The 13,318-nt window shown below is 63.1% G+C and carries 9 protein-coding genes; 8 read left to right on the top strand and 1 reads right to left on the bottom strand.

Annotation, left to right across the window (positions count from 1 at the left end; all coding sequences use genetic code 11):
• The first annotated feature begins 37 nt into the window (after window positions 1-37).
• From E6X30_RS05805 to tuf, 6 genes are all read left to right on the top strand, one after another.
• A complete protein-coding gene (locus E6X30_RS05805) occupies window positions 38-3,925 on the top strand; it encodes a DNA-directed RNA polymerase subunit beta' (RefSeq protein WP_070460077.1) in 3,888 nt (1,295 codons plus the stop codon).
• A 287-nt stretch (window positions 3,926-4,212) separates the two neighbouring features.
• Window positions 4,213-5,460, top strand: coding sequence for a septal ring lytic transglycosylase RlpA family protein (locus E6X30_RS05800; protein WP_316335871.1), 1,248 nt, complete (start codon window positions 4,213-4,215; stop codon window positions 5,458-5,460).
• Between the two features lie 400 nt (window positions 5,461-5,860).
• A complete protein-coding gene (gene rpsL / locus E6X30_RS05795) occupies window positions 5,861-6,235 on the top strand; it encodes a 30S ribosomal protein S12 (RefSeq protein ID WP_016664014.1) in 375 nt (124 codons plus the stop codon).
• Window positions 6,235-6,705, top strand: coding sequence for a 30S ribosomal protein S7 (gene rpsG, locus E6X30_RS05790; RefSeq protein WP_016664015.1), 471 nt, complete (start codon window positions 6,235-6,237; stop codon window positions 6,703-6,705). Before rpsL ends, rpsG begins: the two co-directional genes overlap by 1 nt.
• Before the next feature lie 42 nt (window positions 6,706-6,747).
• Window positions 6,748-8,895 carry an elongation factor G gene (gene fusA, locus E6X30_RS05785; RefSeq protein ID WP_070435453.1) on the top strand — a complete coding sequence of 716 codons (2,148 nt, stop codon included), beginning with the start codon at window positions 6,748-6,750 and terminating at the stop codon, window positions 8,893-8,895.
• 129 nt (window positions 8,896-9,024) lie between these two features.
• Window positions 9,025-10,212 (top strand): elongation factor Tu, encoded by a 1,188-nt coding sequence (tuf, locus tag E6X30_RS05780; RefSeq protein WP_016664017.1) that lies wholly within the window; start codon window positions 9,025-9,027, stop codon window positions 10,210-10,212.
• A 715-nt stretch (window positions 10,213-10,927) separates the two neighbouring features.
• Here tuf and E6X30_RS05775 read toward each other — a convergent pair.
• A complete protein-coding gene (locus E6X30_RS05775) occupies window positions 10,928-11,827 on the bottom strand; it encodes a general stress protein (RefSeq protein ID WP_316335870.1) in 900 nt (299 codons plus the stop codon).
• Window positions 11,828-12,312: 485 nt separating this feature from the next.
• Here E6X30_RS05775 and rpsJ point away from each other — a divergent pair, with 485 nt between their 5' ends.
• Together rpsJ and rplC are read left to right on the top strand one after the other, a co-directional pair.
• Complete coding sequence (rpsJ, locus tag E6X30_RS05770; RefSeq protein WP_016664019.1) at window positions 12,313-12,621, top strand: 30S ribosomal protein S10; 309 nt, start codon at window positions 12,313-12,315, stop codon at window positions 12,619-12,621.
• A gap of 13 nt (window positions 12,622-12,634) precedes the next feature.
• Entirely contained in the window at window positions 12,635-13,315 is a 681-nt protein-coding gene (rplC, locus tag E6X30_RS05765) for a 50S ribosomal protein L3 (protein WP_016664020.1), read from the top strand.
• The last annotated feature ends 3 nt before the right edge of the window (window positions 13,316-13,318 follow it).

Raw genomic sequence — 13,318 nt, 5'->3', positions numbered from 1 at the left:
AGACCTTGACGACTTTTTAGACGAGAGAAGGACACACGTGCTCGACGTCAACCACTTTGACGAGCTCAAGATCGGCCTCGCGACGGCCGACGACATCCGTTCCTGGTCATACGGCGAAGTTAAAAAGCCCGAAACCATCAACTACCGCACCCTCAAGCCCGAGATGGACGGCCTCTTCTGTGAGCGCATCTTCGGCCCGACCCGCGACTGGGAGTGCTACTGCGGCAAGTACAAGCGCGTGCGATTCAAGGGAATCGTGTGTGAGCGCTGTGGCGTAGAGGTCACCAAGTCCTCCGTGCGCCGTGAGCGCATGGCCCACATCGAGCTTGCGGCTCCCGTGACGCACATCTGGTACTTCAAGGGCGTGCCGAGCCGCCTCGGCTACCTGCTCGACCTCGCGCCGAAGGACCTCGAGAAGGTCATCTACTTCGCGGCCTACATGATCACGAAGGTCGATGACGAGGCCCGTCACACCGACATGCCCGAGCTTCAGAGCCGCCACGACCTCGAGATCCGCGAGCTCGAAAATGAGCGCGACGCCGCGATCAACGATCGCGCGGTCGCGGCCGAGAAGGACCTCGCTCAGCTCGAGGAAGAAGGCGCGAAGGCCGACGCGAAGCGTAAGGTTCGCGATTCCGCGGAGCGCGAGCAGGCACAGATCCGCAAGAAGTATGACGCTGAGATCACGCGCGTGCAGAACGTGTGGGAGCGCTTCAAGAACCTCGAGGTTGCCGACCTCGAGGGCGACGAACAGCTCTACCGCGCGATGAAGCTCCGCTACGGCCACTACTTCGAAGGTGGCATGGGTGCCGAGGCCGTGCAGCAGCGCCTGCTCGACTTCGACCTCGACTCCGAGGCTGAGAAGCTCCGCGAGGTCATCGCGAACGGCAAGGGGCAGAAGAAGGCTCGCGCCCTCAAGCGCCTCAAGGTCGTTTCGGCGTTCCAGCAGACGACCAACTCGCCCGCCGGCATGGTGCTTGACTGCATCCCCGTGATCCCGCCGGATCTTCGCCCCATGGTGCAGCTCGACGGTGGCCGCTTCGCGACCTCTGACCTCAACGACCTGTACCGACGCGTCATCAACCGCAACAACCGTCTCAAGCGCCTCATCGACCTCGGTGCGCCCGAGATCATCGTGAACAACGAAAAGCGCATGCTTCAGGAGTCGGTTGATTCGCTGTTCGACAACGGCCGCCGCGGCCGCCCCGTCACGGGACCCGGCAACCGCCCGCTCAAGTCGCTCTCCGATATGCTCAAGGGCAAGCAGGGTCGTTTCCGTGCGAACCTGCTCGGTAAGCGCGTGGACTACTCGGGCCGCTCGGTTATCGTGAACGGCCCGGAGCTGCACCTTCACCAGTGTGGTCTCCCGAAGGGCATGGCTCTCGAGCTGTTCAAGCCGTTCGTCATGAAGCGCCTCGTGGATCTCTCCCTCGCGCAGAACGTCAAGGCCGCCAAGCGCATGGTCGAGCGTTCGCGCCCCGAGGTGTGGGACGTTCTCGAAGAGGTCATCACCGAGCACCCCGTGCTGCTCAACCGTGCACCCACGCTTCACCGCCTCGGCATCCAGGCGTTCGAGCCGAAGCTCGTCGAGGGCAAGGCCATCCACCTGCACCCGCTCGTGTGTGGCGCCTTCAACGCTGACTTCGACGGTGACCAGATGGCCGTGCACCTCCCGCTTTCGCCCGAGGCGCAGGCAGAGGCGCGCATCCTCATGCTCTCCTCGAACAACATCCTCAAGCCGTCGGACGGCCGCCCCGTGACGATGCCCGCACAGGACATGGTCATCGGCCTCTACCACCTGACGACCCCGAAGCCCGAGGCACTCGGCCATGGCCGCTCGTTCTCGTCGATCGCCGAGGCGATCATGGCTTTCGATAACAACGAGATCGACCTGAACGCACCGATCAAGGTGCGCTTCACCGATGTCGTGCCGCCGTCGGACTGGAAGGCTCCCGAGGGCTGGAGCGAGGGTGACCCGATCACCCTCGAGACCACGCTCGGCACCTACTACTTCAACGAGACCCTCCCCGAGGACTTCCCCTACGTTGAAGGCCAGGTTGGCAAGAAGCGCCTCGGTGGCGTCGTGAACGCGCTCGCCGAACGCTACGACAAGGGCCAGGTGTCGGCTTCGCTCGACGCACTCAAGTCCTACGGTTTCTCGTGGTCGACCTACTCGGGCGTGACCTTCGCGTTCAGTGACGTTGTGGCGCCGCCGAACAAGCCGGAGATCATCGCGAAGTACGAAGCGAAGGCCGCGCAGGTCGAGGAGAACCGCGACCTTGGTCTCGTCTCCGAAGCTGAGCGCAGCAGCGAGCTCATCGACATCTGGACCGAGGCGACCAACGAGGTTGCCGAGGCGATGAAGGCGAACTTCCCGGTGGACAACACGATTTACCGCATGGTGCACTCCGGTGCCCGTGGTAACTGGATGCAGATCCGCCAGATCGCCGGTATGCGTGGCCTCGTGAACAACCCGAAGGGCGAGATTATTCCCCGCCCGATCCTCTCGAACTACCGTGAGGGTCTCTCGGTGCTCGAGTACTTCATCGCATCGCACGGTTCGCGTAAGGGCCTTGCCGATACCGCACTCAAGACCGCGCAGTCGGGTTACCTGACGCGTCGTCTCGTGGACGTCTCCCAGGACGTCATCGTGCGTGAGGGCGATTGTGGAACCTCGAAGGGCTTCACGATGGCCATCGGTCAGGACCTCGACGGTGTCATCGTGCCCGCCGACAACGTTGAGATCACGGCGTACGGCCGTACGCTCGCGCAGGACGTGGCAGGCGAAGACGGCACGGTTCTCGCATCTGCAGGTGACGACGTCGGCGATGTGCTCATTGAGAAGCTCCTCGCCGCGGGTGTCACCGAGGTGAAGGTCCGCTCCGTTCTCACATGTGACTCCGCCGTGGGCACATGTGCGCAGTGCTACGGGCGCTCCCTCGCGACCGGCCAGCTCGTGGACATCGGCGAGGCCGTTGGCATCGTCGCCGCGCAGTCGATTGGTGAGCCCGGTACCCAGCTCACGATGCGTACCTTCCACTCCGGTGGTGTGGCGTCGGCTGAGGGCGACATCACGCACGGTCTCCCGCGTGTGCAGGAGCTCTTCGAGGCACGTACCCCGGCGGGCTTCGCCCCGATCACCGAGGTTGCGGGCCGCGTGAGCGTGGACGAATCCGAAAAGCAGCGCAAGCTCACCGTGACGCCGGATGACGGCAGCGAACCCGTGACCTACACGCTTTCGCGTCGCGTGACCCCGCTCGTCTTCGACGGCGACCACGTCGAGGTCGGCCAGCAGCTCTCCCCGGGCTCGGTTGACCCGAAGCAGGTGCTTCGCATCCTCGGCCCGCGCGCCGTGCAGAAGCACCTCGTGGACGAAGTCCAGAAGGTGTACGTCAGCCAGGGTGTGGACATTCACGCCAAGCACATCGAGGTCATCGTTCGCCAGATGCTGCGCCGCGTGACGATCGTGGCCTCGGGCGACACGAAGCTTCTGCCCGGCGACCTCGTCGAGAACGCCGCATTCATCGAAGCGAACCGCGCTGCCCTCGCCGAAGGTGGGGAGCCCGCGCAGGGCCGCCCCGAGCTCATGGGTATCACGAAGGCGTCGCTTGCGACCGAGTCGTGGCTTTCGGCCGCCTCGTTCCAGGAGACGACCCGCGTGCTCACCGAGGCTGCACTCAGCTCCAAGAGCGACAAGCTCATGGGCCTCAAGGAGAACGTCATCATCGGTAAGCTCATCCCCGCGGGCACGGGTCTTCCCCGCTTCCGCAACTTTGAGGTGGAGCCGACCGACGAGGCGAAGGCGCAGATGTACACGGTTCCCGGGTACGACGACTTCGGTCTCACCGACTTCAGTGGTGCCGGCTCGAGCCTGAACCTCGACGACTTCAGCTACTCGGATCCGTTCAATACGGACTTCCGCTGATCTTCGCGCCTTCGGGCGTCACCGGAGGGCCGGTCCTTTCCCAAGCGGGGGAGGGCCGGCCCTCTTTTTCTCTGCTGTCGCGCAGGCCGCAGCGCCGCCTGCGCATGTGTGAGGCAAACCGCGGCGAGCGTCAAGCGTTGGCAAAATAGCGGTTTGTCTTGTTTTAAGGCTTGGTGTTGCGGGTACCGTCCCGCTTTCGTGCGCGACAAGATGGAGACATCCGAAAGCCGCACTCGCGCCCACCGTGCGCGACGCTTCCCGTGCACTCGTCAATGCGAAGGACACTCGTGAAGAAGAAGACTCCGATTATCGCCGCAGCCGCACTCGCGACCGTATTCGCGGGCGGTGGCGGTGGCGCAGCCTACGCGATGTCGAACGAAGTCACCGTGAACGCCTACGGCCGCGTGGCAACGTTCCGCACGTTCGACACGCAGGTGGCCGACATCCTCGAAGCGCACGGCGTGGATGTCTCCCACACCGATCTCGTGAGGCCGGCTCTCGGCGAGACCGTCGACTCGGGTGACAAGATCGTCGTGAAAGAACGCGAAGAGGTCAAGCTCAGTGTCGACGGCAAAGAGCAGTCGGTTCTCGTCGAGGGCGGCACCGTTGCCGATGCTCTCTCGCAGGCCGGAATCGACGCCAAAGGGGCCGCGGTTTCCCCGAAGCCCGACACCAAACTTGAGGATGTCGACGGTCCCGTGACCGTGACGACCCCCAAGGACATCACCGTGACCGGCATGAACGGCTCGTGGGTTGCCAAGGGCACGACCGTTCGAACCGTTCAGGACCTCCTCGATAAGTACTTCGCCGATTCGGTCGACGCCGACGACGACGTCACGCCCTCGCGTGACACCGTCCTCAAGGATGGCGACACGATCCACCTCGTGCGCCTCAACTCCGAGGAAAAGACCGAGAAAGTCGCGATCGACTACAAGACCGAGACCCGCAAGGACGACGCGATCTACGAAGGTGAAACTCGCGTGGTCACGAAGGGCGAAAAGGGCGAAAAGACCATCGTCAAGAAGGTTTCGACGACCGACGGAAAAGTGTCGGGCGAGGAAGTCGTGAAGGAAGAGGTCACGAAGGAGCCCGTCACCGAAGTCATCGCCAAGGGCACCAAGAAGCGCCCCGCTGAGGAACCGAAGAGCGAGGACGTGAGCAAAGCTAGTGGCGACGCCCCGAAGCAGAGCCGCAAAAAGCGCAGCGAATCCGCGCCTCAGGGTGGCAAGGCTGTGAGCGGCGTTCGTTCGTGCGGTGCCTCGTTCTACGGCAACGGCGACGGCACTGACGGCGGCCCCACGGCAAGCGGCGAGCGTTTCAACACGCATGCGTACACCGCGGCCCACAAGAGCCTGCCGTTCGGCACCCGCGTGCGCGTGACCAACAAGGCCAACGGCCGCAGCGTGGTCGTGCGCATCAACGACCGTGGCCCGTACGTGGGCGGTCGCTGCCTCGACCTTTCCTACGCGGCGATGAAGAGCATCGGCGGCGTGAGCTCCGGCGTGGCACGCGTCGACTGGCAGATCGTCGAGTAAGCCACCATGACAAAAGCGGGCCGACGGTACTCAGCTACCGTCGGCCCGTTTCCTTTGCTGTTGCCTGCGCGACACTTCCAGGTTCCCGTGCATGTGATGTACGACGAACTGGCCCCAGTCCTTTGACCGGAATAAAACGCGCAACGTAGACTGATGAACTGTGCCTGGGTGCCCTATGCCCTCTCGCGGCCTCGCCTCGTGCGAGTGCAATGAGCGGGGGTACGGTATCGCAGTCACCGGGCCTCATGAGGGGTCCGTGCGGGTCGAGATTGACACCCCTCGCGGCGTCGTCTCGGGTCGCGGCCCACTCCACACCCGTGGACCCGGTGCTTCGGCGCCTGTGGGCAAAGAAGGTGATCTGGCCGTGTGAAGAGCGCGGCTAGCGACAGAAAGAGAAAAAGTGCCTACTATTCAGCAGTTGGTGCGCAAGGGTCGCCAGGATAAGCCTGTCGCCTCGAGCACGCCCGCGCTCAAGGGCTCGCCCCAGCGCCGCGGCGTGTGCACCCGTGTGTACACCACCACCCCCAAGAAGCCGAACTCGGCGCTCCGCAAGATTGCACGTGTTCGTCTCTCCTCCGGTGTCGAAGTTACGGCCTACATCCCCGGTGAAGGCCACAACCTCCAGGAGCACTCGATCGTCCTCGTTCGCGGCGGTCGTGTGAAGGACCTCCCGGGCGTCCGCTACAAGGTCGTTCGTGGTTCGCTCGATACCCAGGCCGTGAAGGGTCGCCAGCAGGCACGCTCGCGGTACGGCGCGAAGAAGGAGAAGAAGTAATGCCACGTAAAGGTGCAGCTCCCAAGCGTCAGCTCGTGGTCGACCCGGTCTACGGCTCGCCCATCGTCACTCAGCTCATCAACAAGGTTCTCCTCGACGGCAAGAAGACCGTCGCCGAGCGCATCGTTTACGGCGCTCTCGAAGGCTGCCGTGAGAAGAACGGTCAGGACCCGGTTGCGACCCTCAAGAAGGCTCTGGACAACATCCGTCCGTCCCTCGAGGTTCGTTCCCGTCGCGTCGGCGGTGCCACCTACCAGGTGCCCGTCGAGGTGCGTGCCGGCCGCTCGACGACCCTCGCGCTGCGCTGGCTCGTTGGCTACTCGCGTGCTCGCCGTGAGCACACGATGACCGAGCGCCTGATGAACGAGATCCTCGACGCTTCGAACGGCCTCGGTGCCGCTGTGAAGCGCCGCGAAGACACCCACAAGATGGCGGAGTCCAACAAGGCCTTCGCTCACTACCGCTGGTAATCGCCGGCGGTACTCGAACCGAAGCGCAGAAAGGCATAGCCCGTGGCACTTGCAGTGCTTAAGGACCTCAGCAAGGTCCGCAACATCGGCATCATGGCACACATCGATGCTGGTAAGACCACCACCACCGAGCGCATCCTGTACTACACCGGCGTCAACTATAAGCTTGGCGAAACCCACGACGGTGCCGGCACCATGGACTGGATGGAGCAGGAAAAGGAACGCGGCATCACCATTACGTCCGCGGCAACGACCTGCTACTGGCACGACAACCAGATCAACATCATCGACACGCCCGGCCACGTCGACTTCACCGTTGAGGTGGAGCGCTCGCTGCGCGTTCTCGATGGCGCTGTTGCCGTGTTCGACGGCAAGGAAGGTGTCGAGCCGCAGTCGGAGACCGTGTGGCGCCAGGCCGACAAGTACAACGTGCCGCGCATTTGCTTCGTCAACAAGATGGACAAGATGGGTGCGGACTTCTTCTTCACCGTCGGCACCATCGTTGACCGACTCAAGGCGAAGCCGCTCGTCATGCAGGTGCCGATCGGCGCTGAAGCGGACTTCCGCGGCGTGATCGACCTCCTCGAGATGAAGGCCTACGAGTGGCCCGAAGAGTTCGAAGAGGACGCCCCCGAGTTCAACAAGAAGAAGGGCGATGCCGCTCTCGGTCAGTACCAGAAGGAGATCCCGATCCCCGCGGATCTCCAGGCCAAGGCTGAGGAATACCGCGAGAAGCTCGTCGAGGACGTCGCCGAGGCAAGCGAAGAGCTCATGGAGAAGTACCTCGAAGAGGGCGAACTCTCGATCGAGGATCTCAAGAAGGGCATTCGCGAACTCACGATTTCCTCGCAGGCCTACCCGGTGTTCTGTGGCTCGGCGTTCAAGAACAAGGGCGTGCAGCCCATGCTCAACGCCGTCGTTGACTTCCTTCCCTCACCGCTCGACGTCCCGCCGATGGTGGGCCACGACGTCAACGATGAGGAGAAGGAGCTCACGCGTAAGCCCTCCGCTGACGAGCCTTTCTCCGCGCTCGCGTTCAAGGTTGCCGCACACCCGTTCTTCGGCTCGCTCACCTACGTGCGCGTGTACTCGGGCCACGTTGAGACCGGTACTCAGGTGCTCAACGTCACCACGGGCAAGAAGGAACGCGTCGGCAAGCTCTTCCAGATGCACTCGAACCAGGAGAACCCTGTCGACGAGGCATTCGCGGGCCACATCTACGCGTTCATCGGTCTGAAGGACACGACCACCGGCGACACGCTGTGCGACGCGCAGCACCCGATCGCTCTTGAGTCGATGACCTTCCCGGAGCCCGTGATCTCGATGGCGATTGAGCCGAAGACCAAGGGTGACCAGGAGAAGCTCGGTATCGCGATTCAGCGTCTCGCCAAGGAAGACCCGACCTTCCAGGTCGAGCTTGACGAGGAAACCGGCCAGACGGTCATCAAGGGCATGGGCGAGCTTCAGCTCGACGTGCTCGTGGATCGTATGCGCCGCGAGTTCAAGGTCGAAGCGAACGTGGGCTCGCCGCAGGTGGCCTACCGCGAGTCGATCAAGAAGACCGTTGAGAAGTTCGACTACACGCACAAGAAGCAGACCGGTGGTTCCGGTCAGTTCGGTAAGGTTCAGATCACCTTTGAGCCTCTCACCGACGCTGAAGAAGGCGTGTTCTACGAGTTCGAAAACCTCGTCACCGGTGGCCGCATCCCGCGTGAATACATCCCGAGCGTTGACGCGGGTATTCAGGATGCGCTCCAGTCCGGCGTTCTCGCCGGCTACCCGGTGGTGAATGTCAAGGCATCGCTTATCGACGGTGCTTACCACGACGTGGACTCCTCGGAAATGGCGTTCAAGATTGCCGGTTCGATGGCGACGCGCGAGGCCCTCAAGAAGGCCCAGCCGATTCTCCTCGAGCCGATCATGAGCGTCGAAGTTCGTACTCCCGAGGAGTACATGGGAGATGTCATCGGCGACCTGAACAAGCGACGTGGTCAGGTTTCGTCGATGGAGGACGCGAGCGGGGTCAAGATTATCCGTGCTCTCGTCCCGCTGTCCGAAATGTTCGGCTACATTGGCGACCTGCGTTCCTTCACGCAGGGCCGCGCGATGTACACGATGCAGTTCGACAGCTACGCGGAGGTCCCGAGGAACATCTCGGAAGAGATCATCGCGAAGACGCGGGGCGAGTAAGCCTTACGAGGATTTGCGGGTAGAGTAGATCTGTTCGCTGATTCTCGGACCGCTTGGGTCGCCCCCTTCCGGGGGCGCCCCACCCGTTCAATAGAAGTACACCCAACCAAAGTCCTAGGAGGACACACTATGGCTAAGGCCAAGTTCGAGCGTACTAAGCCGCACGTCAACATCGGCACCATCGGTCACGTTGACCACGGCAAGACCACGCTTACCGCTGCCATCTCGAAGGTTCTGTACGACCAGTACCCTGACCTCAACGAGCAGCGCAACTTCGATACGATCGACAATGCCCCTGAGGAAAAGCAGCGCGGCATCACGATCAACATCTCCCACATTGAGTACCAGACCGACAAGCGCCACTACGCTCACGTCGACGCTCCGGGCCACGCCGACTACATCAAGAACATGATTACCGGCGCTGCGCAGATGGACGGCGCAATCCTCGTGGTTGCCGCCACCGACGGCCCGATGGCTCAGACCCGCGAGCACGTTCTTCTTGCTCGCCAGGTTGGCGTTCCCTACCTTCTCGTTGCACTCAACAAGTGCGACATGGTCGACGATGAGGAAATCCTCGAGCTCGTCGAGATGGAGGTCCGTGAGCTCCTCGCTTCGCAGGAGTTCGACGAGGACGCTCCCGTCGTTCGCGTTTCGGCGTTCAAGGCGCTCGAAGGCGACGAGAAGTGGGTCAAGTCGGTTCAGGACCTCATGGCTGCCGTCGACGAGTCGATCCCGGATCCGGTTCGCGACATGGACAAGCCGTTCCTCATGCCGATCGAGGACGTCTTCACCATCACCGGCCGTGGCACCGTTGTGACCGGTAAAGTCGAGCGTGGCAAGCTTGCCATCAACTCGGAAATCGAGATCGTGGGTATCCGCGAGGCTCAGAAGACCACCGTTACCGGTATCGAGATGTTCCACAAGCAGATGGACGAGGCTTGGGCAGGCGAGAACTGTGGCCTCCTCCTCCGTGGCACCAAGCGTGAAGACGTTGAGCGTGGCCAGGTTGTTGTGAAGCCGGGCTCGATCACCCCGCACACCGACTTCGAGGCTCAGGTCTACATCCTCTCGAAGGACGAGGGTGGCCGCCACAACCCGTTCTACTCGAACTACCGCCCGCAGTTCTACTTCCGTACCACGGACGTGACCGGCGTTATCACCCTCCCCGAGGGCACCGAGATGGTCATGCCTGGCGACTCGACCGAGATGACCGTTGAGCTCATCCAGCCGATCGCTATGGAAGAGGGCCTCGGCTTCGCTATCCGTGAGGGTGGCCGCACCGTTGGCTCGGGCCGCGTTACCAAGATCATCAAGTGATCTAGCGCTGCATAGCCTGCAGAGTTAAGAGAAGAGGCGCTCCGGATTCGTCCGGGGCGCCTCTCTTTGTGTTGCGGGGAGGGGAGAGGGCTTGGGGCGCCCGAGGTCTACGGGGTGCTACGGCTGCTCGGGGCGGGGTGGAGTCCCTTTCGTGCTCGGGGCGGGCTGGAATCCCTTCCGCGGATCTGTACCCAACGTTTGTGGCGGAATTGGGCGTGATACCGCCGCAAACGTTGGGGTTAGTTTGCTGGTTCAGAAGAAGGTGGGCTCGGGGTGCCGGGGTGCCTCAAGAGCCTGCGATGGCCTGGGAAGCCTGCCGTGCTGGGGAGCCTGCCGTGCCTGAGGAGTCTGGGGCGCCTGGGGGCCCGGGGCACACGGGGCGGAACCCCTTTCCCGGATCTGTACCCAACGTTTGTGGCGGAACGAGGCGTGATACCGCCGCAAACGCTGGGGTTAGTTTCCTAGGTAAGAAGAAGGTGGGACCGGCTCGGTTGGGGTGCCGGGTGGCCTGGGTGGTTGGGGTGCCGGGTGGCCTGGGTGGTTGGGGTGCCGGGTGGCCTGGGTGGTTGGGGCGCCTGGTGGCCTGGGTAGTTGGGGTGCCGCGTGGCCCGGGCGCTTGGCTGCCTCAGGTGCCTGCGGTGGCCTGGGAAGCCTGCCGTACCTGGGGAGTCTGGGGCGCCGGGGTACTCGGGGGCTCTGCCGAAGTTAGTCCCGTCTAACCGCGTGGGTGCGGCTCGTCATCTCCGTGGGTGCCGTGCGCGGAATCAGGGTCCGACGGCAACCCGAATGTTGGTCGCTTCGGGGCTTCGGCATCGTCGCCCTTCAGCGCAGGAGAATCACCGAAGCTGTGAGCACCGTCGCGGGCGGCCCCTGACGCCATCGAGCCTTGCGCCGGTTCCACCGGCTCTCGGCTCTCAGGTGCGCTTTGCCCGTATTGAGGTCGATTGGGGCGGGCAGGCATCGGGCCGTTCGCGCCGTGGCTGGGAGAATTAAGAGGTCGTGTGCCAGGCGATTGAGCGCCAGGCGTTTGTGTGCCAGGCGATTGCGTACCAGGCGACTGCGTGCCGGGCCCTGTCGGTCGATTCTTTGCGGAGTCACCATAGCCGCTGCCCCCAAAGGCGCCGTCGCCGAGACGGACGCCAGCGCCGGTGAGAATGCGACGCGCGTCCATGACGTTGCGGTGCTCGACGAGCAGCTCGTAGTGCATGGGGACCGTCGCGGTCATTGACGTGAAGTCGCGTTGCCCACCGCTCATGGCATGCCCGATCACGGCCCAGACCGTGAAGAACACAGCGCCGAGGAGAACGGAGCTGAGGATCGTCGAAAGCCAGTTCGAGGAAAGCATGCTGAACAGCAGGCCCACGAAAAGACCCATCCACATGCCGCTGAGCGCGCCCCCAAGAATGACTCGGCCCCAGGTCTTGCGGCCCGTCACGCGCTCGATGAGGCGCAGGTCGGTCCCCACAATGAGGGTATTCTGTACTGGAAAACCGGCGTCGGCGAGGATGTCGACCATGCGCTGAACGTCGGCATACTCCTTATACGTCCCAAGCGATTGCGGAAATTCGAGTGAAAATGCCTGCGATTGGAGCGGACTGTGCGGCTGTTGGCTCATGGGTCCACTCTAGGATGCTCACCTGCGCGTACGTTCGAAACAGTGTGGCGCACGACGCTGGAGCGCGCGGCATGGCGCTGGAGCCTGCGGCAGGGTGTGAGGGTGAGAGCCTGCGGCAGAGCGCGAGAGCGCGCGGTGGGGGAGTCCGACGGTCGATGTCCGACGGTGAATGCTTGTGAGGCGTTCCACGCCCCGACCCCTGGTGCCCGTTTGCGATACGTGGCAAACTAGATGAGTTGCTTGCGCGAGCGGCCATGCCCGGTTCCGTTCCCCGTCTCTGGGAATGACCACCGGATGACGCTCAGCCCAAGGATGCGAACAGTGTGGATACTCCGCTGAGGGCGCATCGTTCGAGGGAAAAGTCGCAAGGACAAGGGTTTCGCGCGGCCTTTTTGCGCCTCGCAAGAGCGACACACCCGACCGCGGGTGTCGGTCTGGCCCACTCCATGTAAGAGCGGTTTTAGAGAAAGAGATAGACCTAGGCTATGGCGGGACAGAAGATCCGCATCCGGCTCAAGTCGTATGACCACGAGGTGATTGACAGCTCGGCGCGCAAAATCGTCGACACTGTCAGCCGCGCTGGTGCAACGGTCGTGGGCCCGGTGCCGCTGCCGACTGAGAAGAACGTTTTCGTTGTGATCAAGTCGCCGCACAAGTACAAGGATTCCCGTGAGCAGTTCGAGATGCGCACCCACAAGCGCCTCATCGACATCGTCGACCCCACGCCCAAGGCTGTGGATTCGCTGATGCGCCTCGACCTGCCTGCGGACGTCAACATCGAGATCAAGCTCTGAGGTATCGGAACAGATGAGTAACGAACTGACAGGGCAGCGCGATCGCGTCATCAACGGCGTGCTCGGCACCAAGCTTGGCATGACCCAGGTGTGGGACGAGGACGGCAACATCGTCCCCGTGACCGTGGTTCAGGCCGGCCCGTGTGTCGTCACGCAGGTCCGCTCGCAGGACGTTGACGGCTACGACGCTGTCCAGATCGCGTACGGCGCGATCGATCCCCGTAAGGTGACGAAGCCCCTCAAGGGTCACTTCGAGAAGGCCGGCGTGACGCCGCGCCGTCACCTCGTTGAGCTCCGCACGAACGACGCCGCGGAGTACGAGCTCGGCCAGGAGATCGACGCTTCGATCTTCGAGGCCGGCCAGAAGGTCGACGTCGTTGGCACGACCAAGGGTAAGGGCAACGCTGGTGTCATGAAGCGTCACGGCTTCGCCGGTGTGAGCGCCTCGCACGGTCAGCACCGCAACCACCGCAAGCCCGGCTCGATCGGTGGCGCTTCGACCCCCGCTCGCGTGTTCAAGGGCATGCGCATGGCGGGCCGCATGGGCGGTAACCGCAATAGCGTCCAGAACCTCACCGTTCAGGCGGTGGACGCCGAGAAGAACCTCGTGCTCATCAAGGGTGCCGTTCCCGGCCCCAAGGGTGGCATCGTTCTGGTTCGCTCGGCCGTCAAGGGTCCGAAGAAGGGAGCCTGATTT

It is taken from the genome of Dermabacter sp., assembly GCF_032550575.1.
GTDB classification, from domain to species: Bacteria; Actinomycetota; Actinomycetes; order Actinomycetales; family Dermabacteraceae; genus Dermabacter; species Dermabacter hominis.
This window is presented reverse-complemented; position numbering and strand designations above follow the sequence as displayed.

Excerpts from the sequence above, each read along its gene's own strand:
- rpsG (WP_016664015.1), top strand. The coding sequence starts at position 6,235 with ATGCCACGTAAAGGTGCAGCTCCCAAGCGTCAGCTCGTGGTCGACCCG.
- tuf (WP_016664017.1), top strand. The coding sequence starts at position 9,025 with ATGGCTAAGGCCAAGTTCGAGCGTACTAAGCCGCACGTCAACATCGGC.
- E6X30_RS05775 (WP_316335870.1), bottom strand. The coding sequence starts at position 11,827 with ATGAGCCAACAGCCGCACAGTCCGCTCCAATCGCAGGCATTTTCACTC.
- rpsJ (WP_016664019.1), top strand. The coding sequence starts at position 12,313 with ATGGCGGGACAGAAGATCCGCATCCGGCTCAAGTCGTATGACCACGAG.
- rplC (WP_016664020.1), top strand. The coding sequence starts at position 12,635 with ATGAGTAACGAACTGACAGGGCAGCGCGATCGCGTCATCAACGGCGTG.